We start from the raw sequence: 20,575 nt of genomic DNA on the forward strand, positions 1-20,575 counted from the left end.
ACGCTGGCCGAACGCAGGCTTTGGAGCGTGGGTAACCCGGCAGGACGCCGGGTTAGCCGCGCTGGGCCAAGGATGGCCCATCGCGGCGGCCCACGCTCCAAAGCCGGAGTGAGGGCATGCCGAGCCTAGGCGAGGCACCGAGTGTTGGGGCGAAGACCTTTTGCTTACTTTTGGGTCTTTCCAAAAGTGAGCCGCTGTAAGAGCGGAACCCTAAGTGGCCGTTACCGCAGCAACGGATATGTACACTCGCTATCGCAAGTAAGGTGCAGTCAGACAGACCACACCAGCCTCAAGCAAAAAACGAATAAACCACCGCAGTAATCGCCACCAACCCCACCGCCGTGACAAACACATTGGACGCCTGCCCACGGTACTTGGCCATGGCCGGCACTTTGCGAATGGCATACATCGGCATCAGAAACAGGATCGAAGCAATGATCGGCCCCCCCAGCGCCTCAATCATCCCGAGAATGCTTGGGTTCAACGTGGCAACGATCCAGCACACCACCAACATGAACGCCGCCGTCATCCGGTCCAGACGCTTGGCCTCAGGACGACGACCAGTCTTCAGCACCAGCCCCTTGAGGCCTTCACTCGCACCGATGTAATGCCCCAAGAACGACTTGGCAATCGCCACAAACGCGATCAACGGTGCCGCAAACTCGATGGTCGGATTATTGAAGTGATTGGCCAGGTACGACAGGATCGACAAGTTCTGTGCCTTCGCCTCGGCAAGCTGCGCCGGCGACAGGGTCAGCACGCAACTGAACACGAAGAACAGCACCATCACCACCATCAGCAGATGCGCGCGCGACAGGATCTGCGAGCTGCGCTCATCCGCGTGGACGCCGTACTGGCGCTTCTGGTCCACCGCAAAGGCCGAGATGATCGGCGAATGGTTGAACGAGAACACCATCACCGGGATCGCCAGCCACAAGGTATTGAGCAACGCGGACGGCGCAGGGACCTGGCTGGCGGTGCTGAGGATGCCGCCGTTCCAGTGCGGGATCAGGTACACCGCCAGGAACAGCAAGGCGACGATAAACGGATACACCATCAAGCTCATGGCCTTGACGATCACCTGCTCACCGCAACGCACCACGGCCAGCAGGCCGAGGATCAGCACGAACGACAGCAGCGCCCGTGGCGGCGGCATGATGTGCAGTTGGTGCTCCATGAAGCTGCCGACCGTGTTGGTCAACGCCACGCTGTAGATCAGCAGGATCGGGAAGATCGCGAAGAAGTACAGCAAGGTGATCAGCGCGCCGGCCTTGATGCCGAAGTGTTCTTCGACCACGTCGGTGATGTCGGAGCCTTCACGGCCGGACAGCACAAAGCGGGTCAGGCCACGGTGGGCGAAGAAGGTCATCGGGAACGCCAGCAGCGCGAGGATCACCAGTGGCCAGAAGCCGCCCAGGCCCGCGTTGATCGGCAAGAACAGCGTACCGGCGCCAATGGCGGTGCCGAACAGGCCAAGCATCCAGGTGGTGTCCTGGCGGCTCCAGCTTGTGAGGGTTGCAGGTGTCGTTGCATAGCGTTCGTCGACGCTATTGGCCTGATCATTCATCCGGTCGGATCTCCGCATTTACACGGCCGGGACGAGTCAGAAAAACCTGACAGGCAGCGCCCCGACCATAGAAGGGGCCGGATTGTCCGGGATTCTTGTGAATAAGCAAAGACTTAGCTGAGGAACGGTGGTGCGGTGCAGGCCCGCAGGGGCACCTGTATACGGCGGTATTCGGGGCGTGCGGCTGAATGCGGAATATACATTCCCGCACAAATCTATTTTAGAATCGCACGTGATCCTGTAGTTTTCATCCAGCATCCGCCGTTTATCCAGAGAGCCCTGCCATGCCTCGCGTTTCCCGCAAACAAGCCGAACTCAATCGCGAAATCATCGTCGAGGCGGCCACTCATCTGTTTCGCGAACGCGGTTTGCACGGCATTAGTCTGTCGGACGTCATGGCCGCCGCCGGCCTGACCCACGGCGGCTTCTACGGGCACTTCGCCTCCAAGGAAGCCCTGGCTACCGAAGCCTGCCAGCAGGCGTTCGAGCAGGCGAACCTGGGCTGGCAGGCAAAAATCGATCGCAGTGAAGATCAGCAGGCTGCCCGCGAGGCCGTGATGGGGCCTTATCTGACAGCCACCCATCGCGACAACCCTGGCGATGGCTGCCCTGTCTCGGCCTTCGCCCCGGACATGTGCCATGAGCCCGCCGACACCGCCTTGCAGCACGCCTTTATTGATGGCGTCGAGAAGTCCTTAGAAGCCTTTGCGCAGCTACAGGAGGGAGATCGCCAGGCAATGCTGGCCAACTACGCGATGATGATCGGCGCAGTGACCCTGGCGCGTGCAACACGTGGCAATGACCTGTCGGATGAATTCCTGGCTGCTGCACGAAATTCCCTACTGGCCGTTGACAGCCCTTCCTCTGCCCCAGCATGATCGGGCCATGAACATTTTCCAGCGCTGCCTCACCCGCACCACCACCACGACCGCTTCCGGCGGGTCGCGCGGTGGCTGTGAGTGCCTGAGCTAGACACTTCACAGATTCAACCCAAGGCCCCGCCAGCAATGGACGGGGCCTTTTTATTGCTCCGCCCGTTCGGCAACCACAAGGAGCAACACCATGGCTGACGCCCTGCTGATCATCGACATGCAAACCGGCTTATACGATGGCCCGGAAAAGCCCTTCGAGCGCGAACGCGTGCTCGCCACTATCAACCTGCTGATTCAGCGTGCACGCCTGGCTGGCGCCCCGATCTTCGTCGCCCGTCATACCGGGCCAGCAGGCTCACCGATAGAAGCCGGCAGCCCGCTCTGGCAACTGTGTCATGGGCTGGAGGTAGACGAATCTCACGATCACCTGTTCAACAAGACCCGCCCCAGCTGCTTCCTGGGTACAAATCTGGAACAGCAACTGAGAGCAGCGCAGGCCAAAGACCTGGTGATCGCCGGTATGAAAACCCAGTTCTGCATCGACACCACTTGCCGGGTAGCCGTGGAACTGGGGTTTTCGGTGGTGCTACCGGAAGACGGCCATACCTGCATGGACACACCGGCACTCAAGGCCGAGGCGATTATCGAGCATCACAATGCGACCCTTGCCGGGGCGTTTGTGAAGTGTACGCGCGCGGCCGAGATAAGCTTCTGATCGCTCAAATACGGCATACTCCTCCCCTCAAACCCTTCAGGAAGAGCCTTCCGATGACCGCTACTGTTTTGGTCCTGGTTGAAACCATCAACGAATACCTGCCCATCATCGAGGGTAATGACTTTCATGTGATCCTGGCGCCGACACCCGCCGAACGCGCCGAAGCCATCAAGGCCCATGGCAGCCAGATCAGGGCCGTGCTGACCCGTGGCCCGCTGGGCTTGTACGCCGAGGAAATCGCCGCCCTGCCCTTGCTGGAAATCATCTGTGTGATCGGTGCCGGCTACGAACACGTAGACCTGCAAGCCGCCAGCGATCGCGGGATTGTCGTGACCAATGGCGCCGGGGTGAATGCGCCATCGGTGGCCGATCACGCCATGGCATTGCTGCTGTCGCTGGTGCGCGGCATCCCGCAGAACGACGCCGCCGTGCGCCGCAGCGAATGGCCGAAAGTGATGCGCCCATCACTGGGCGGCAAGCAACTGGGCATCCTCGGCCTGGGGGCTGTGGGCCTGGAAATCGCCAAGCGTGCAGCCCTGGGCTTTGGCATGGAGGTGAGTTACCACAACCGCCAGCCGCGCGATGACGTGGATTACACCTACTGCGCCACTGCGGTGGAGCTGGCGCGCACCTCGGACTTCCTGATCCTCGCCACCCCCGGCGGCGCCAGCACTCGCCACTTGATCGATCGCCACGCCCTGGATGCCTTGGGCCCGAATGGCTACCTGGTCAATATTGGCCGTGGCAGCGTGGTGGTCACCGCCGACCTGGTCGCCGCCCTGGAGCAACGCCGCATCGGTGGTGCCGCATTGGATGTTTTCGACGACGAACCCCAAGTGCCCGACGCCCTCAAGAAACTCAGCAATACCGTGCTCACCTCCCACGTCGCAGGCCTGTCGCCGGAAGCGGCCCACGACACCGTGCAGCGTGTGGCCGACAACCTGGTGGAATACTTCGCCGGTCGCCCGGTCCTCACGCCGGTCGCCCTGCCCCCGCCCACTAAATGACCGATCAGGCACGCTGATCATCGTCCAACACGCTAACCTATTAAGCCGCCCCGACCTTGTCGCTGGGCGGTTGTGCGCATTAGATTAGGAAATAGTCCAAGGCCTTTAGAATAAGCAGAAGGGATAAGCATGGCGCTGAACGACCAATCGACCCAGATTCGCCCAGGCGAAGAACTTGATGCCAGCCTGATCGATCCCTACCTCAAGGCCCATATCCCGGGCCTGAGCGGCACACCCACCATCAGCCAGTTTCCCGGTGGCGCGTCCAACCTGACCTACCTGCTGGAATACCCTGGCCAGGAATTCGTGCTGCGCCGCCCGCCCTTTGGCCATAAGGCCAAGTCCGCCCACGACATGGGCCGCGAGTACCGCATCCTCAACCAGCTCAAAGATGGCTTCCCCTATTGCCCCAAGGCCTACGTGCATTGCACCGATGAGTCAGTGATCGGCGCCGAGTTCTATGTGATGGAGCGGGTCAACGGCATCATCCTGCGCTCTGACCTGCCGCCTGAACTGGGCCTGGACGCCGCCAAGACCGAAGCGCTGTGCAAAAGCTTCATCGACAAGTTCGTCGAACTGCACCAGGTGGACTACAGCGCCTGCGGCCTGGCCGACCTGGGCAAGCCGGAAGGCTACGTGGAACGCCAGATCCGTGGCTGGAGCGACCGCTACGAAAAAGCCCTGACCCCCGACGCGCCGCGCTGGGAAGCAGTCCGCGCCTGGCTCAACGACAAAATGCCGGCCGACCACCCGACCTCCAGCATCGTGCACAACGACTACCGCTTCGATAACGTGATCCTCGACCCGCACAACCCGATGCAGATCATCGGTGTGCTGGACTGGGAGCTGACCACCCTCGGCGACCCGTTGATGGACCTGGGCAACACCCTCGCCTACTGGATCGAAGCGGCCGACCCGGCGCCGGTGCAACTGATGCGCCGCCAGCCGAGCAACGCGCCGGGCATGCTCACCCGCCGTGAATTCGTCGACTACTACGCCGAACGCGCAGGTCTCCAGATCGACAACTTCGACTTCTACTACACCTACGGCCTGTTCCGCCTGGCCGGCATCGTGCAGCAGATCTACTACCGCTTCTTCCATGGCCAGACCCAGGACAAACGCTTTGCGCAGTTCATTCACATGAACAAGCTGCTGGAGCAGATGAGCCTGAACGTCATCAGCAAATCGTCCCTTTAAGGAACCGCTATGTCCAAGACCCACCTGTTCGACCTCGATGGCAAGATCGCATTCGTTTCCGGCGCCAGCCGTGGTATCGGCGAGGCCATTGCCAAGTTGCTGGCCCAGCAAGGCGCCCATGTGATCGTATCCAGCCGCAAGCTCGAAGGCTGCCAGCACGTAGCCGACGCAATCATCGCCGATGGCGGCAAAGCCACGGCCGTGGCCTGCCATATCGGTGAAATGGAGCAGATCACCCAAGTGTTCGCCGGTATCCGCGAACAGTTCGGGCGCCTGGATATCCTGGTCAACAACGCCGCCACCAACCCGCAGTTCTGCAACGTGCTGGACACCGATCTCGGCGCGTTCCAGAAGACCGTTGACGTGAACATCCGTGGCTACTTCTTCATGTCCGTGGAAGCCGGCAAGCTGATGCGCGATAACGGCGGCGGCAGCATCATCAACGTCGCGTCGATCAACGGGATTTCCCCGGGTGTATTCCAAGGCATCTACTCGGTGACCAAGGCCGCCGTGATCAACATGACCAAGGTATTCGCCAAGGAATGCGCGGCGTTTGGCATTCGTTGCAACGCCCTGCTGCCGGGCCTGACCGACACCAAGTTCGCCTCGGCGTTGGTAAAGAACGACGCGATCCTGAAAATGGCCCTGGCGCAGATCCCCCTCAAACGCGTGGCCGATCCGAGCGAAATGGCCGGCGCGGTGCTGTTCCTGGCCAGCGATGCATCCAGCTACACCACCGGCGTGTCGCTGAATGTGGACGGTGGTTTCCTGTCCTGATCTCACAAACGACACCCCACCCTGTAGGAGCGAGCTTGCTCGCGAAGAAAGTCAGGCCACCGCGAGCCTCCAGACAGCCCGCGTTATCGTTGACGACCTTCGCGAGCAAGCTCGCTCCTACAGAGGTGAGGCATTCGGCGGCTGCTGCCGAAAACTCACCGCCAGGCGGTTCCAGCCACTGATGCTGGACACCGCCATGGTCAGGTCCACCAGTTCCTGCTCGCTGAATTCCAGCCGCACGGCGGCGAACAGTTCATCCGATACCGTCGAGGTCGGCAGTGTCGCGACCGATTCGCTCCAGGCCAACGCGGCCTTTTCCCGCGCCGTGAAGAACGGCGAATCGCGCCAGACGCACAACGCGAACAAACGTCGCTCGGTCTCGCCGCGCTGACGCGCCGCCATCGAGTGCATGTCCGTACAGAAACCACAGTGGTTGAGCTGCGAGACACGGATTTTGAGCAGCTCCAGCAAAGGCTTTTCGATGGACAAGCCGAAGGTGGTCGCCTCCAGCATCAGCATGCCTTTAAGCGCCTGCGGCGAGGCGGTGTAGTAATCCAGGCGGGGTTCCATGGGGGCGGCTCTCTGGCGGTGGGTGCAATGACTGTCCAGCCTAGAACCCACACGGCATAAGCCCTATAGCCAATCGGCCGGTTTCTGCAGAGACCATTTTGAGCCTGCCGCGCACGCGCGTACGCTTGGCGCAAAGTAAATCCCCGGAATAAGACATGGAACTGCACGTTGTGATCAACGGCCGCAAAGATCTGGCCGAACAGTTGTATCAACAGTTGCGTGAAGCCATTGGCTCCGGACGCCTGGCGGCCGGCGCGCAGCTGCCGCCCAGCCGCTTGCTCGCCGAGCAATTGGGCGTGTCGCGCAAAACGGTGTCGGATACCTACGCTACCCTGACCTACGAGGGATTGCTGATCGGCAAGACCGGCCGCGGCACCTTCGTCAACGCCCGTGCGCCACAGACCGAACGCCTGCAAACCGCCACCGACCTGGCGTGCGCCGCCAACCTGGCGAAGTGGCAATCACTGCCCTCGCCCATGCGTCATCCCACTCGCGACAGCACGTTGCGCTATGAATTTATCGGCGGCGCCACCAGCCGCAACCAGTTTCCCCAGGATGAATGGCGACGCTGCACCCAGGACGCCCTGCGGCGCATCGCCCAGAACAGCGGTTTCTACAGCCAGCCTGAAGGTTTGCCGGCGCTGCGCAGTGCGATCGCCGGGCATATCGCGTTCTCACGCGGGGTCAACTGCCGCGACAGCGACATCGTAGTCACCAACGGCGCACAGCAGGCGCTGGACCTGATCGCCCGTGTCGTGCTGGAACCCGGCAGCATTGTCGCCATGGAAGACCCTGGCTACAGCCCCGCGCGTCAGATGTTCATGGCGATGGGCGCCAGCGTCGCCAGTGTGCCGGTGGATGAACAGGGTATTCAGGTCGAGCGGATTCCCGACGGCACACGCCTGATCTACGTGACGCCCTCGCACCAATTCCCGCTCGGCATGCCGATGAGCCTGCCGCGCCGTGAAGCCTTGCTGGCGCGGGCGTTCGAGCTGGGCGCGATCATTATCGAGGACGACTACGACAGCGAATTCCGCTACGAAGGACGGCCCACCGACTCCCTGCAAAGCATGGACACGCGTGGTGTGGTGACCTACGTCGGCACCTTCTCGAAAACCTTGCTGCCAGAACTGCGCCTGGGCTACGCGGTGCTGCCACCCGCAATTTATGGCGCAGTGCTCAAGGCCAAGCAGCTGACCGACCAGCACAGTTCCACACTGCCGCAATGGGCCCTGGCCAAGTTCATCAGTGAAGGCTACTTGCTCAAGCATATCCGTCGCTGCCACACGGTCTACGCCGGGCGCCGTGAACGCATCCTGCAACGTCTGGCGGGCGACTTGTCGCCGTGGTTCGAAGCGGTGCCTACGGTGGCCGGGTTCCACATGGCGGCGCTGTGCAAAGTACCGGTGAACATCCCGTTGTTGATGGAGCTGGCGCGCCGGGTAGAAGTGGGTTTGTACCCCTTGGATGTATTTTTCCACGATGCGCCGGTACGCCCTGGTTTGATCATCGGCTTTGGCGCCATCGAAACCCTGGACATCGACCCGGCGCTGGACAAGGTGCGCGATATTCTCCAGCAGATTGGCTAGCGGATTTTCCGGCGGATTGGTCATTGGTCCTGGCTTCGCCAGGCTCTAGCCTGTGCACTGACCCCGACCTCGGAGACCATCGCCATGCCAGCCTGTGCCTTCAACACTGTCCATGTCCGTGCGGCAGCCGGGCGCTCAGCGGAACTGGGCGAGCGCCTGCAGCAGATAGCCGACGCCGTGCGCACCGCCCCCGGCTGCCTGGATTACGGGGTGCAGCGCGACCCGATAGACCCCGACCTGTGGACCGTCACGGGACGCTGGTCCTGTGCCGAGCAGCTCAGCGCACACTTCGCATTACCGGCCCTGCAAGGCTTTATCGAATTGACCCGTGAACACCTGGCCTGTCGCCTGGACTTCGACCACTGAGGTATTGGTCTCCTGCTCTTCGCCGGGATTGGTCATTGGTCACCCAGGCCTTGCGGCGTAGGGTGAAGAGGTCTCGAACTACTCGGAAACTTCGCCATGAAACCACTGCTCGCCGCCGCCCTGATGCTCGCCTCGCTCAGCGCCTTTGCCCATGAACCGGTGTACAACCAGGAGTCGATCAAGGTCCTGCAAGAACATGCCTTGACCAATGTGCCCGGCAAGAAAACCATCATGCTCACCGTCGATTACGCCCCTGGACAAGCCACTGTGCCCCATAGCCACACAGGTACTGCTGTGGCCTATGTGCTGGAAGGCGCGATCACGTCGCGGGTGAATGATGAAAAAGCGAAGACCTACCAGGTCGGAGAATCGTTCTACGAGCCTGCGGGTTCGCGGCACTTTGAATCGAGTAATGCCAGCCAGACAAAACCGGCCAAGTTGCTGGTGGTGATGGTGCTGGATGACAAGGCTGAAGTACTCACCCCCTTGCCACATTAATCCGCCACACCGCAGTAAAAATGTGGGAGCTGGCTTGCCTGCGATAGCGGTGTATCAGTGACAGATGTTTCGGCTGACCCACCGCTATCGCAGGCAAGCCAGCTCCCACAGTTTGAACTGTGTTTCGTCAGGTATTAGGGGCGTTTGAATCGCCGGCGCAGGTCTTCGATCTGTGGCCGGCACGCACAGCCTTCCAAATGATCATTGACCATCCCCATTGCCTGCATCAACGCATACATCGTGGTTGGGCCCACATAGGTCCAACCGCGTTTCTTCAAGGCTTTCGACAAACGTACCGAAGCCGGTGATGTGGGATTGCCCGTCCAATACGCCATGTCCACCACCTCAGGGCGCTCGTTTTCACTGGGCTCAAACGTCCACAGCCAGCGTGCCAGCGAACCCGTCTCATCCACCAGTTCACAGGCCCGGCGCGCGTTGTTGATGGTGGACACGATCTTGGCCCGATTGCGCACGATGCCCGGGTCCTGCATCAAGCGCTCGATATCTGCCTCGCCGTACTGCGCCACCCTTCTGAAATCAAAGCCCTCAAACGCCACCCGAAACTGCTCACGCTTGCGCAGGATGGTGATCCACGCCAGGCCCGCCTGAAAACCCTCCAGGCAGATCTTCTCGTACAACTGGATATCATCTGCCACCGGCACGCCCCACTCCGTGTCGTGGTAACGCGGGTATTCCGGCGCAGCCGTGCGCCAGGTGCAGTGGGTCTGCCCGGTTTCGTCAGTGGTCAGTCCTGGTGTGTCCATCCATCACCTCATGTGCCGAGCGGCGGATGATAAGCGAAAAAATTTCCACGGCGCCAACCGCTCAAGCATCACCCTCACCGACCAACTGGTCAGACCGGGACCTGTCAACCGCCAAATAATTGCTTGTGATTTCAAAAATACCGGGCGTAGACTGGCCGCGCACTGGACTTACCGGTAAGACCACAACAATTAAGCCCTGGAACCACCAGGGCACCGAATAGAGATCCCTCCCATGCTCAGATGGTGCTCGCGTTCGATTTTCCTGCAAGTCGTGATTGGCCTGATGCTCGGCATCGCCTGCGGCCTGGCCCTTCCCGAATTCTCCTCGCAACTCAAACCCCTGGGTGACGGCTTTATCAAGCTGATCAAGATGCTGATAGGCCTGATCGTGTTCTGCGTGGTGGTCAGTGGCATTTCCGGCGCCGGCGACCTGAAGAAAGTCGGGCGCATCGGCCTCAAGTCGGTGATCTACTTTGAGGTCCTGACCACCGTTGCCCTGGTGATCGGCCTGGTGATGGCCTTCAGCACCGGTATCGGCCAAGGCGCCAATATCCACCTGGAGCAGTTGTCGTCCGCCGGCCTGAATGAACTGGCCGACAAGGGCCAACACATCCGCGGCACCAGCCAGTTCCTGATGGACCTGATCCCCAACTCAGTGATCGGCGCCTTTGCCGACAACAACGTGCTGCAAGTGCTGCTGTTCTCGGTGCTGTTCGGCAGCGCGTTGAACCTGGTGGGCGAAGCCGCCTCGGGTATCTCGCGACTGATCAACGAATTGAGTCATGTGATCTTCCGCATCATGGGCATGATCGTGCGCCTGGCGCCGATCGGCGTGTTTGGCGCGATCGCCTTCACCACCAGCACCTACGGCCTGGATTCCCTGCAACACCTGGGCAGCCTGGTGGGCTTGTTCTACCTGACGTGCTTTGCCTTCGTCGGGCTGATCCTCGGTCTGGTGATGCGCCTGTCGGGCCTGCGCATGCTGCCGCTGCTCAAGTACCTGCGTGAAGAACTGCTGATCGTGATGGGCACCGCGTCCTCCGACGCCGTGCTGCCACAGATCATGCGTAAACTCGAACATCTGGGTATTGGCAGCTCCACCGTGGGCCTGGTGATTCCGACGGGGTACTCGTTCAACCTCGACGGGTTCTCCATCTACCTGACCCTGGCCATCGTGTTTATCGCCAACGCCACCGGCACGCCGCTGTCGATGACGGACCTGCTGACCATCCTGCTGGTATCGCTGATCACCTCCAAAGGCGCCCACGGCATTCCCGGGTCGGCGCTGGTGATCCTCGCGGCGACGCTCACGGCGATTCCGGCGATCCCAGTGGTGGGCCTGGTGCTGGTGTTGGCGGTGGATTGGTTCATGGGCATCGGTCGCGCATTGACTAACCTGATCGGCAACTGCGTCGCCACGGTGGCCATCGCCCGCTGGGAAAAAGACATCGACCTCCAGCGCGCCAACAAGGTGCTGGACGGCCAGCAAGGGTATACCTTCCAGGCGAAGAAACCGGTATTGCCGGCGCATCAGGAGTTCTGACCGATTTCATGAGCGACACCGCTCCCACAGTTAAGAGTCGCCATGCTCGCTAATGTATTCGCAACATAAAGGAGAGGTAGACGTGATCAGCACCTCAACCGTCGTCAATTCAGTGGTAGAAAAACTCCGCGCCGCCTTGGCGCGTGGCCAGTGGCGCCGGGGCGAAATGCTCCCCGGTCAGCGCGAACTGGCCGAACAGATGGGCATCAGCCGCCCCAGCCTGCGTGAGGCGGTGATCGTACTGGAAACCCTCGGCCTGGTGCGTTCCATGCCCGGTAAAGGCGTGGTGGTACTGGAAACCAGCGTCAGCGAGCCGCAATCCAGCGACGCCGTGGCCGACGCCAGCCTGGAAGACATCCTGCAATTGCGCTACACCCTCGAACCCTTCATCGTCGGCCTGGTGGCCCAGTCCATCAGCAGCAAGGAAGTCGGCCAACTGCGCCTGACCCTGATGGACATGCGTGAAGCCCTCGACGCCGGCGACGCCGAAGCCGGGATGAACGCCTACATCGGCTTTCACGAAGAACTGTTCGCCCTCACCTCCAACCCGATCTTCCAGAACGTGGTGCAACAGACCAGCAACGCCCTCAAGCAAAGCGCCCAGGTACTGCGCAACTCGCCGGAACACCTGGCCGAACGCCTGCAGGAAAACGACGCCGTGGTGCGCGCCATCCGCAACAAGAACAGCGCCCTGGCCAGTGCCGAGATGCGCCGGCACATCCTTCAGGAAGGCCTGCGCATGGGCATTCGCTTGAACATCCCGGACGACCATCTGGGCAGCTGATTTTTTTGGAGACAGGCCATGACCGCCCACGCCTTGCACTACGAACCGATCCTCCCGACCCTGCGCCTGGTCGCCGGTAAAAAACCTTCGGTGGACGACATCTACCCGCGCCTGTTCGACGCCATCCTGGAACAACGTATCGCCCCGGCCAGTCGCTTTACCGAAGAAGGCCTGGGCGAGATCTTTGGGGTGAGCCGCAGCGTGATCCGCCGCGTATTGGCAAAGCTGTCCCATCAGCAAGTGATCATCCTACGTCCCAACCAGCGTGCCCAGGTGGCTGCGCCGGATGCACAGCAGACCCGCCAAATCCTGGAGGCCCGCCGCCTGACGGAAATGACTGTGGTGCAACTGGCCTTCGCGCAGGCCACATCGACGCAGATCCGGCATTTGCGCGAACTGATCGCGCGGGAGCGTGAGCATATTGAACGGGACCAACGCGGGCCAGCCATCCGCCTCTCCGGCGAATTCCACCTGCAACTGGCAGCGATGGCACGTAACGCGCCCTTGGCGCAATTTCTCAACAGCCTGGTGCCGTTAACGTCCTTGATCATCGCCCAGTACGAAGCGAAGGCGTGCACCTATTGCGCGTGGCAAGAGCATGAAGCGATTGTGGATGCAGTCGAACAACGCGATGTGAAGCGCGCAATAAGCCTGATGACCCAACACCTGGATCACCTGGAGGCCAAATTGCTGAGCCACGATGGCCAGATGGCCCACCCTGGCTGACTGCAATTACAACGCTGATCTACGAAATCACCGACAGCACGGACGGTCATAGAACCGCAGAATTGCATTCATTCCTATAGCCTTGAACGCGGATGAATAGCACTATGCACCCCCTCACTTTTGCACTAGTCACTGGCCTGGTCGTCACACAGTTCAGTGTCGATGTACGGGCCGGCGACGCGTTAACTGCCGGGACTTATATCATCACCCCGGCAGCCCCCGTGTGGTTGCTTGAACAGCCCTACGCGGATGGCCCGATGCTGACCGCCCGCACCTTCGGTGGCAGCGCTTACGGCGACTACCACGTCAAGGCCAGCCTTGAGATCAGCTGTCACCCACAGAACCCGACCGCCAGCCTTGCACTGCAGATCACACCGTCGGCGCTAGACTTTGACGTCACCCCCTTCGAAGGTCCAGACGCGAGCGCCAATGGGCCGTTGCGTATCACTACGGCGACACGCACGAGCATCGAACACTCGGTAAACGGCGTCTGGACCTACGGCGGGGCATTCCAGATCGGTACAGTATTTGCGCTCAATGCGACTGTTCCCCACGACGAACTAGCCTACTGGGCCAGCGATGCCTCGCGCGGCCAGACACTAAAACTCTCAATAGCGCCCGCCAAAGAGGGTGACAAGCCGCTGACCGCAACGTTCTTGTTGCCTGCCAACAACAACGGGTTGAAAAGAGTCATTCAGCCCTGCCTCGGTAACGCCAGTTTCTGAGCAAAAAAAAGCCCCGTATCTCAAGATACGGGGCTTTTTTTGTCTTACAGCTAAATCAAGCCGGTTGCAGCACCGACTGACCGCTCAACGCCAGGTCCAGCAACTCACGGTTGGCCACCGCGTACATGGCGTAGTCCGTACCCACAGCGGCACGGATTTCCACCATCATCGCCACCCAACGCTGCGCCATGTCCTTGTGCTGCTCAAGCCACAGGGCCACGCGGGCTTCCATGTCTTGTGGCGCGTCGGCCATTTGCAGCACGGAGATGGTGATTGCGCGTTGCTGCCAGTCCACGTCATCGCGGAAGGCTTCACGGGCCTGGGCCTGCCAGTTGTTGGCCACCGGCAGATCGCTGATCTGCTGCAGGTACCACGGCAAGTCCAAGGCGCTGCCGACGGCGAAGTAGGCCTTGGCCACTTCGGCGGCGTCATGCCCGGTCACGTCAGCGGCTTCGATGATCGGCAGCAAGGTGTACAGGTGCGTCGTGCCTGCAACCATGCGCGCCAACAACTCCGGCACACCGGCTTCGGTGTATTTGCCGTAGCGGTTCTGCCAGCCTTCGCGGGTCGGGCCTTCCAGCAGTTCGTCGAGCTTGAGGCCCAGCGCTGCCAGGTGCGGACCGAAGTGCGCGGTGTCACGACCAGCGTCTTGCTCGTTGCGACGGCTGCGCAGGAACCAGCGTGTAGCACGGCGGCCCAGGCGCATCAGCTCATCCATCAGCTCCAGTTGCACGTCAGCGGAAACCTGGTGGTCCAGGGCTTCAATCTGACGGAACCAGTGCGGGAGGTGGAAGATGTCACGCACGATCACATAAGCGCCCGCCACGTTCGCCGGGCTCATGCCGGTCGACTCTTTGAGTCGCTGAACGAAGGTGATACCCATGTGGTTGACCAGGTCGTTGGCGATCTGGGTGCTGACGATCTCACGCTTCAGGCGGTGGCGACGCATGGCCTCGGAGAACTTGGCGACCAGGCTCGGTGGGAACGCGGTCTCCATGTCACGGGTCAGGTAATCGTCATCCGGCACCAGGGACTTGAGCAGCGCTTCCTTGAGGTCGATCTTGCTGTAGGAGATCAGCACCGACAGCTCCGGACGGGTCAGGCCCTTGCCATTCGCGGCGCGCTCGGTGAGCTGCTCCTCGGTCGGCAGGTACTCGATGGCGCGGTCCAGCTTGCCACGGCCTTCCAGGTCGCTCATCAGGCGCTTGTACTCGGCGGCACGCTCGTAGGCACGGCGCGCAGCCAGGGACAGGGCCTGGGTCTGCTTGTAGTTGTTGCCCAACACCAGGTTGCCGACTTCGTCGGTCATGCTCGCCAGCAACTGGTTGCGTTGCTTGTCGGTCATGTCACCGGCCTGCACCACTTCGTTGAGCAGGATCTTGATGTTCACTTCGTGGTCGGAGCAGTCCACGCCACCGGCGTTGTCGATGAAGTCGGTGTTGGAACCACCGCCATTGAGGCCGAACTCCACACGACCCAACTGGGTCATGCCGAGGTTACCGCCCTCGCCCACTACCTTGCAGCGCAGCTCGTTGCCGTTGACGCGCAGCGCGTCGTTGGCCTTGTCGCCCACGTCGGCATGGCTTTCGGTGCTGGCCTTGACGTAGGTACCGATACCGCCGTTCCACAACAGGTCCACCGGTGCCTTGAGCAAGGCGTTCAGCAGTTCGGTCGGGGTCAGTTTGTCGGCCGAGATATCGAAGCGTTCTTTCATCTGTGGCGAGATGGCAATGCTCTTCGCGCTGCGCGAGAAGATGCCGCCGCCTTCGGACATGATGCTGGTGTCGTAGTCGGTCCAGGCAGAACGCGGCAGCTCGAACATGCGCTGACGCTCAACGAAGCTGGTCGCCGGGTTCGGGTTTGGATCGATGAAGATATGCAGGTGGTTGAACGCTGCGACCAGTTGCAGCTTGTCGGACATCAACAAACCGTTACCGAACACGTCACCGGCCATGTCGCCGACGCCCACCACGGTGATGCTGTCTTCCTGCACGTTGATGCCGCGCTCACGGAAGTGACGCTGCACACCGACCCACGCGCCCTTGGCGGTGATGCCCATTTTCTTGTGGTCGTAACCAGCGGAACCGCCGGACGCGAACGCGTCACCCAGCCAGAAGCCGTAGTCGATGGCGATGCCGTTGGCGATGTCGGAGAAGGTCGCAGTGCCCTTGTCCGCTGCGACGACCAGGTACGGGTCATCGTCGTCATGACGCACGACGTTGGCCGGTGGCACCAGGGCGCCGTCCTTCAGGTTGTCGGTGATGTCCAACAGGCCCGAAATGAAGATGCGGTAGCAGGCGATACCTTCGGCCGCGATCTCGTCACGGCTGCCGCCCAGTGGCAGGCGACGCGGCAGGAAGCCGCCCTTCGCACCCACCGGCACGATGACCGAGTTCTTCACTTGCTGGGCTTTTACCAGGCCGAGTACTTCGGTACGGAAGTCTTCTTCACGATCGGACCAACGCAGGCCGCCGCGCGCGACGTTGCCAAAGCGCAGGTGCACGCCTTCAACCCGTGGCGAGTACACGAAGATTTCAAACTTCGGCACTGGCTTGGGCAGTTCAGGGATCGCGTGCGGGTTGAACTTGAAGCTGAAGTACGACTTGTTCTGGCCGTTCGCGTCAGTCTGGTAGAAGTTGGTGCGCAGGGTGGCCTTGATCAGGTCCAGGTAGCGACGCAGGATGCGGTCTTCGTTGAGCACCTGAACATCGTCCAGGGCGGTGAGGATCGCTTGCTCCAAACGTTGCTGCTTGTCTTCCAGGTCATCGCTGGTGAGCTTGCGCGCCAGGTAGAAACGGGTCTTGAACAACCGGGTCAACTCGCGGGCGATGTCGGTGTGGTTGTTCAGGGTGCTGGCGATGTAACCCAGGTCGAAGCCCAGGCGGATCTGCTTCAGGTAACGGGCGTAGGCACGCAGCAGCGCCACGTCGCGCCATGGCAGGCCGGCGGTGAGTACCAGTCGGTTGAACGCATCGTTTTCGGCGTCGCCATGCACGATGTGCACAAACGCGTCCTGCAGGGTGTCGTTGAGCTGCTGGATGTCCAGGTTCACGCCTTCGGCGGCGATGAACGCGAAGTCATGGATCCAGAACTCACGGCCATTGGCATGGCGCAGACGGTACGGGAATTCACCCAGCACACGCAGGCCGAGGTTTTCCAGGATCGGCAACACGTCGGACAGCGCCAGCGGGGTGTCGGCGTGGTAGAGCTTGCAATGCAGCTCGCGCTGGCCGGAAACCTGGCCCAGCGGCTGGTAGAAGCTCATTACCAACGGGTTGGCTTCGGTCAGGCTGAGCAGGTGCTGCATGTCGACCACGGCCGAATGTGCGGCAAAACGCTCGCGGTAACCGGCCGGGAAACCTTTCGGGAAATCCGCCAGCACGTTGGTGCCGTGGGCCTCGCCGAAGCTTTCCACCACCAGGCTGGAATAGTCGTCCTGCCAACTGCGGCACGCCTGCACCACTTCTTTTTCCAGTTGCAGCGGGTCGATGTCCAGGCGGTTCTTCGGGTCAACCCGCAAAATCAACTGCACACGGGCCAGCACGGACTCGGAGAAGAAGGTCCAGAATTCGCAGTCCGAAGCCTTCAGGCGATCCATCAGCACTTGCTGGATCTTCTGGCGCACTTCGGTGGAATAGATGTCGCGTGGCACGTAGGCCAGGCAGTAGCAGAAACGACCGTAAGGGTCTTTGCGCAGGAATACGCGGATTTTGTTGCGTTCCTGGATCTGCACGATCGACATCACGGTGCTGAACAGTTCGTCGACCGGGGTCTGGAACAGGTCGTCACGTGGCAAGACTTCAACGACTTGCGCCAGCTCCTTGCCCAGGTGCGCCTTGGGCTGGAAGCCGGAGCGGCGTTCGATTTCCGCGACCTTGCGGCGGATGTACGGAATCACCCGCACGCTTTCGCCATACACCGACGAGGTGTACAGGCCCATGAAGCGGTGTTCCTTGATCACTGTGCCGTCGGCGCTGATCTCGCGGATCGACACGTAGTCCGGATACGCCGGGCGGTGCACGCGGCTCGGGTGCGCAGCCTTGGCGAACGACAGCACGGTCGGTTCACGCAGGTAGGCCACGGCATAGTCTTCGATGCGCAGGTCGTCGGCGGTGAGGCCGGCGCGCAGCAGTTTGGTCAGGCCGAGGAACGAATCGGCGTCATATTCGATATGACCGCCGTCGGCCTCGTCACGTACCACGAACTCTTCATAGCCGAGGAAGGTGAAGTGGTTGCCCACCAGCCATTCGAGGAAGTTCTTGATCTCGGCTTTTTCTTCGCCGTCGATGCTGTACTGGCTGGCGTCGATACCGGCCAGCAGGTCTTGGACCTTGGCTTTCATCGGTTCGAAATCGGCCACGGCCACGCGCACTTCACCCAATACCTGCTCAAGCTCTTTGCTCAGCACATTCAGTTCGGCGGCGTTGGCACAGCGGTCGATTTCCAGGTACATCAGCGATTCTTGCAGGATGCCTTCGCCCTGGGTGCCTTTTGGCAGGATCTCCAGCAGCTCGCCCTTGGCGCCACGGCGTACGCTGAGCACGGTGGTCTGCAAGGTGTGGATGCTGTAGCCGCGACGGTTCAGCTCGGTACGGACCGAGTCCACCAGGAATGGCAGGTCATGGTGCAGTACTTCGACCGCGGTGTGGGTCGACTGCCAGCCATGACGTTCGTAGTCGGGGTTGTAGACCCGCACTTGCGGTTGGGTGTGGTCAAAGCGCTCAAGCAGGCGCCACGCAGAAAGAGTGCAACCGGCCAGGTCGGAAAGGCGACGCTGGGTCAGTTCGTCCAGGGAAATGATGCCGAAGAATTGTTCAGCGAACAGCGCCACTTGTGGCAGTGCCTGTTCACTGATGTGCTGCGCCAGTGCCGCTTGCAGTTGATGCTGGAAGTCGGCCTTGCTGGCTGCGGTGAAGAACGCCATCTGTGGTACTCCGCTTGGGCTTGTTATTGATGGAAGCGTCGCGTGTTATCCCCTTGCGGGGAGACCGTCAGCGCTGTTCGCTGGTACTGATATAAGCACACTAGCGAATCAGGGTGACAGGTGGGTGAAGCTGGACAAGACAATGAGGTCACATACAACTTCCATAAGATGCGCACCTTGCCGGGTGACGGTACGACGGGCAGGTCAGGCGCCTGGCTCATGCACATCCGTTGCGCAGCTTAACGAGTGTGGGAAGCCCACTGCTTGCGACGCTGCGACATATTCGGTCATCGGTAAGCAGGCGTGGGGTTGCGACTTGGGCAACCCGCTATTTCCAACCAAAAAACCGCCTATTGAACGGCCTGCGAGTACCAGAAATGACTGATTTTGCCCCTCAGGTCATGCACTGGGTCTGACACAGGATGCAGCACAAAATTCGCCGCAATGGCACAATTGCCCGCATTACGCCTTATCCCAGACAGGATTCCCCATGCTGCAGCTGAAAACCGACGCCCTGATGGTCACCCCGTGCGATGACGAAGAAGACAACATGGCGATGCTGTGCTGTCACGGCAAGAACGGCGAGATGTTCATGCTGACCCGCTACCCGGATGAAGACGAAGTGGAACTGACCTGGGATTACGAACCGTCGACCCTCGACGGGCTGAAAGTCACCCTGGGCGCCACAACCCTGCTGGTTGAGCTGGCCGCAGGCGATGCCGATGCACTGGGCGGCAAGGACCAGTTGGAGATCACCCACGCCACAAGTGCGTCGGACCTGGCCGAAGTCGAGGAAACCCTGCAAAACATCCTCAAAGGCACTGGCACCTACATTCGGGCGTGAAGCCTTCCACACAAAAATGCTACAAGTTTTGCCAAAAATACCCGTTACGCCGTTAGTCGCCAGCCCCTTCGATGCATTAAAGTAAGGCTCCCAAGCCCGGCGTTTTTTCTCGACCACCGGGCTCATCTCTCCAGGAACCGTCATCGATGGAACATCGTGAAGCGCTGCTTGCGCTGCGAACCTTTCTTTCTACGCAGATTCTCGGCCAGGAAAAACTCATCGATCGCCTGTTGATCGCCTTGCTCGCCGACGGCCATATGCTGGTGGAAGGCGCGCCGGGCCTGGCCAAGACCAAGGCCATCAAAGAGTTGGCCGAAGGCATCGAAGCGCAGTTCCATCGCATCCAGTTCACCCCCGACCTGTTGCCCGCCGACATCACCGGCACCGAGATCTATCGCCCGGAAACCGGCAGTTTCGTGTTCCAGCAAGGGCCGATCTTCCACAACCTGGTGCTGGCGGACGAAATCAATCGCGCGCCGGCCAAGGTGCAGTCGGCTTTGCTGGAGGCCATGGCCGAGCGCCAGGTCAGCGTCGGGCGCAGCACGTATGACCTATCGCCGCTGTTCCTGGTGATGGCCACGCAAAACCCCATCGAGCAGGAAGGCACCTACCCGCTGCCCGAAGCCCAGCTCGACCGTTTCCTGATGCATGTGAAAATCGGCTTCCCGGACGCCGCCGTCGAGCGACGCATCCTGCAACAAGCCCGTGGCGAAGCGCTCAACGGCGAAACCAAGCCAGAGCGGCGTGTCAGCCAGCAGGCCATCTTCGCCGCGCGCAAGGAAATCCTCGGCCTGTACATGGCCGACGCCGTGGAGGAATACCTGGTGCAACTGGTAATGGCCACGCGCACGCCGGCCAAGTTCGACCCGGAAATGGCCGAGTGGATCGCCTACGGCGCCAGCCCACGCGGCTCCATCGCCCTTGACCGCTGTGCCCGCGCCCATGCCTGGCTGGCCGGTCGCGACTTCGTCAGCCCGGAAGATATCCAGGCGGTGCTGTTCGATGTGCTGCGTCATCGCATCATCCTGTCGTTCGAGGCCGAAGCCGCTGGCATTGACCAGGACCGTGTGGTGCAGCGCATTCTCGACGTCGTTGCCGTCGCTTGAA

General features: G+C 61.0%; 18 protein-coding genes. 14 read left to right on the forward strand and 4 right to left on the reverse strand.

Annotation, left to right across the window (positions count from 1 at the left end):
• Positions 1-289: 289 nt before the first annotated feature.
• Positions 290-1,567 carry an HAAAP family serine/threonine permease gene (locus HX793_RS22875; RefSeq protein WP_016980153.1) on the reverse strand — a complete coding sequence of 426 codons (1,278 nt, stop codon included), beginning with the start codon at positions 1,565-1,567 and terminating at the stop codon, positions 290-292.
• 284 nt (positions 1,568-1,851) lie between these two features.
• Between HX793_RS22875 and HX793_RS22880 the strand changes: the two genes are divergently transcribed.
• The 5 genes from HX793_RS22880 (at position 1,852) to HX793_RS22900 (ending at position 6,135) form a co-directional block, all read left to right on the forward strand.
• Positions 1,852-2,445 (forward strand): TetR/AcrR family transcriptional regulator, encoded by a 594-nt coding sequence (locus tag HX793_RS22880; protein WP_177096612.1) that lies wholly within the window; start codon positions 1,852-1,854, stop codon positions 2,443-2,445.
• Between the two features lie 184 nt (positions 2,446-2,629).
• Entirely contained in the window at positions 2,630-3,154 is a 525-nt protein-coding gene (locus HX793_RS22885; protein WP_177096610.1) for a cysteine hydrolase family protein, read from the forward strand.
• A gap of 53 nt (positions 3,155-3,207) precedes the next feature.
• On the forward strand, positions 3,208-4,161 hold the full coding sequence (locus HX793_RS22890) for a 2-hydroxyacid dehydrogenase (RefSeq protein ID WP_177096608.1): 954 nt from the start codon (positions 3,208-3,210) through the stop codon (positions 4,159-4,161).
• 129 nt (positions 4,162-4,290) lie between these two features.
• On the forward strand, positions 4,291-5,358 hold the full coding sequence (locus HX793_RS22895; protein WP_016980157.1) for a phosphotransferase family protein: 1,068 nt from the start codon (positions 4,291-4,293) through the stop codon (positions 5,356-5,358).
• Positions 5,359-5,367: 9 nt separating this feature from the next.
• Positions 5,368-6,135: an SDR family oxidoreductase gene (locus tag HX793_RS22900; protein ID WP_016980158.1), complete on the forward strand. Its 768-nt coding sequence runs from the start codon at positions 5,368-5,370 to the stop codon at positions 6,133-6,135.
• 117 nt (positions 6,136-6,252) lie between these two features.
• Here HX793_RS22900 and HX793_RS22905 read toward each other — a convergent pair whose 3' ends face one another.
• A complete protein-coding gene (locus HX793_RS22905; RefSeq protein ID WP_177060694.1) occupies positions 6,253-6,705 on the reverse strand; it encodes a carboxymuconolactone decarboxylase family protein in 453 nt (150 codons plus the stop codon).
• A 155-nt stretch (positions 6,706-6,860) separates the two neighbouring features.
• Here HX793_RS22905 and pdxR point away from each other — a divergent pair, with 155 nt between their 5' ends.
• The 3 genes from pdxR (at position 6,861) to HX793_RS22920 (ending at position 9,158) form a co-directional block, all read left to right on the forward strand.
• Positions 6,861-8,294 (forward strand): MocR-like pyridoxine biosynthesis transcription factor PdxR, encoded by a 1,434-nt coding sequence (gene pdxR / locus HX793_RS22910; protein ID WP_016980160.1) that lies wholly within the window; start codon positions 6,861-6,863, stop codon positions 8,292-8,294.
• Between the two features lie 84 nt (positions 8,295-8,378).
• Positions 8,379-8,660 (forward strand): putative quinol monooxygenase, encoded by a 282-nt coding sequence (locus HX793_RS22915; protein ID WP_177053152.1) that lies wholly within the window; start codon positions 8,379-8,381, stop codon positions 8,658-8,660.
• Positions 8,661-8,756: 96 nt separating this feature from the next.
• Entirely contained in the window at positions 8,757-9,158 is a 402-nt protein-coding gene (locus tag HX793_RS22920; protein WP_177096605.1) for a cupin domain-containing protein, read from the forward strand.
• 134 nt (positions 9,159-9,292) lie between these two features.
• Here HX793_RS22920 and HX793_RS22925 read toward each other — a convergent pair whose 3' ends face one another.
• Positions 9,293-9,922, reverse strand: coding sequence for a DNA-3-methyladenine glycosylase I (locus HX793_RS22925; RefSeq protein WP_177053150.1), 630 nt, complete (start codon positions 9,920-9,922; stop codon positions 9,293-9,295).
• Between the two features lie 217 nt (positions 9,923-10,139).
• On the opposite strand from HX793_RS22925, the gene HX793_RS22930 reads away from it, so the two are divergent.
• From HX793_RS22930 to HX793_RS22945, 4 genes are all read left to right on the forward strand, one after another.
• Entirely contained in the window at positions 10,140-11,465 is a 1,326-nt protein-coding gene (locus tag HX793_RS22930) for a C4-dicarboxylate transporter DctA (protein ID WP_177053159.1), read from the forward strand.
• Between the two features lie 82 nt (positions 11,466-11,547).
• Entirely contained in the window at positions 11,548-12,249 is a 702-nt protein-coding gene (locus HX793_RS22935) for a FadR/GntR family transcriptional regulator (RefSeq protein ID WP_016980165.1), read from the forward strand.
• Between the two features lie 18 nt (positions 12,250-12,267).
• Positions 12,268-12,975, forward strand: a complete 708-nt coding sequence (locus tag HX793_RS22940) for a GntR family transcriptional regulator (protein WP_177053149.1) — start codon at positions 12,268-12,270, stop codon at positions 12,973-12,975.
• Between the two features lie 92 nt (positions 12,976-13,067).
• A complete protein-coding gene (locus tag HX793_RS22945) occupies positions 13,068-13,700 on the forward strand; it encodes a hypothetical protein (protein ID WP_177053148.1) in 633 nt (210 codons plus the stop codon).
• Positions 13,701-13,755: 55 nt separating this feature from the next.
• Here HX793_RS22945 and HX793_RS22950 read toward each other — a convergent pair whose 3' ends face one another.
• Positions 13,756-18,624 (reverse strand): NAD-glutamate dehydrogenase, encoded by a 4,869-nt coding sequence (locus tag HX793_RS22950; protein ID WP_016980168.1) that lies wholly within the window; start codon positions 18,622-18,624, stop codon positions 13,756-13,758.
• A gap of 490 nt (positions 18,625-19,114) precedes the next feature.
• Between HX793_RS22950 and HX793_RS22955 the strand changes: the two genes are divergently transcribed.
• Together HX793_RS22955 and HX793_RS22960 are read left to right on the forward strand one after the other, a co-directional pair.
• Positions 19,115-19,468: a hypothetical protein gene (locus tag HX793_RS22955; protein ID WP_177053147.1), complete on the forward strand. Its 354-nt coding sequence runs from the start codon at positions 19,115-19,117 to the stop codon at positions 19,466-19,468.
• Positions 19,469-19,614: 146 nt separating this feature from the next.
• A complete protein-coding gene (locus HX793_RS22960) occupies positions 19,615-20,574 on the forward strand; it encodes an AAA family ATPase (protein ID WP_003174327.1) in 960 nt (319 codons plus the stop codon).
• The last annotated feature ends 1 nt before the right edge of the window (position 20,575 follow it).

It is taken from the genome of Pseudomonas reactans (genome assembly GCF_013387025.1).
GTDB lineage: Bacteria > Pseudomonadota > Gammaproteobacteria > Pseudomonadales > Pseudomonadaceae > Aquipseudomonas > Aquipseudomonas reactans.

What these genes read in the sequence shown, in the direction of transcription:
- HX793_RS22925 (WP_177053150.1), bottom strand. Translation starts at nt 9,922, where the DNA reads ATGGACACACCAGGACTGACCACTGACGAAACCGGGCAGACCCACTGC.
- HX793_RS22960 (WP_003174327.1), top strand. Translation starts at nt 19,615, where the DNA reads ATGGAACATCGTGAAGCGCTGCTTGCGCTGCGAACCTTTCTTTCTACG.
- HX793_RS22945 (WP_177053148.1), top strand. Translation starts at nt 13,068, where the DNA reads ATGAATAGCACTATGCACCCCCTCACTTTTGCACTAGTCACTGGCCTG.
- HX793_RS22940 (WP_177053149.1), top strand. Translation starts at nt 12,268, where the DNA reads ATGACCGCCCACGCCTTGCACTACGAACCGATCCTCCCGACCCTGCGC.
- HX793_RS22950 (WP_016980168.1), bottom strand. Translation starts at nt 18,624, where the DNA reads ATGGCGTTCTTCACCGCAGCCAGCAAGGCCGACTTCCAGCATCAACTG.
- HX793_RS22920 (WP_177096605.1), top strand. Translation starts at nt 8,757, where the DNA reads ATGAAACCACTGCTCGCCGCCGCCCTGATGCTCGCCTCGCTCAGCGCC.
- pdxR (WP_016980160.1), top strand. Translation starts at nt 6,861, where the DNA reads ATGGAACTGCACGTTGTGATCAACGGCCGCAAAGATCTGGCCGAACAG.
- HX793_RS22875 (WP_016980153.1), bottom strand. Translation starts at nt 1,567, where the DNA reads ATGAATGATCAGGCCAATAGCGTCGACGAACGCTATGCAACGACACCT.
- HX793_RS22915 (WP_177053152.1), top strand. Translation starts at nt 8,379, where the DNA reads ATGCCAGCCTGTGCCTTCAACACTGTCCATGTCCGTGCGGCAGCCGGG.
- HX793_RS22955 (WP_177053147.1), top strand. Translation starts at nt 19,115, where the DNA reads ATGCTGCAGCTGAAAACCGACGCCCTGATGGTCACCCCGTGCGATGAC.
- HX793_RS22885 (WP_177096610.1), top strand. Translation starts at nt 2,630, where the DNA reads ATGGCTGACGCCCTGCTGATCATCGACATGCAAACCGGCTTATACGAT.
- HX793_RS22895 (WP_016980157.1), top strand. Translation starts at nt 4,291, where the DNA reads ATGGCGCTGAACGACCAATCGACCCAGATTCGCCCAGGCGAAGAACTT.
- HX793_RS22900 (WP_016980158.1), top strand. Translation starts at nt 5,368, where the DNA reads ATGTCCAAGACCCACCTGTTCGACCTCGATGGCAAGATCGCATTCGTT.
- HX793_RS22905 (WP_177060694.1), bottom strand. Translation starts at nt 6,705, where the DNA reads ATGGAACCCCGCCTGGATTACTACACCGCCTCGCCGCAGGCGCTTAAA.
- HX793_RS22880 (WP_177096612.1), top strand. Translation starts at nt 1,852, where the DNA reads ATGCCTCGCGTTTCCCGCAAACAAGCCGAACTCAATCGCGAAATCATC.
- HX793_RS22890 (WP_177096608.1), top strand. Translation starts at nt 3,208, where the DNA reads ATGACCGCTACTGTTTTGGTCCTGGTTGAAACCATCAACGAATACCTG.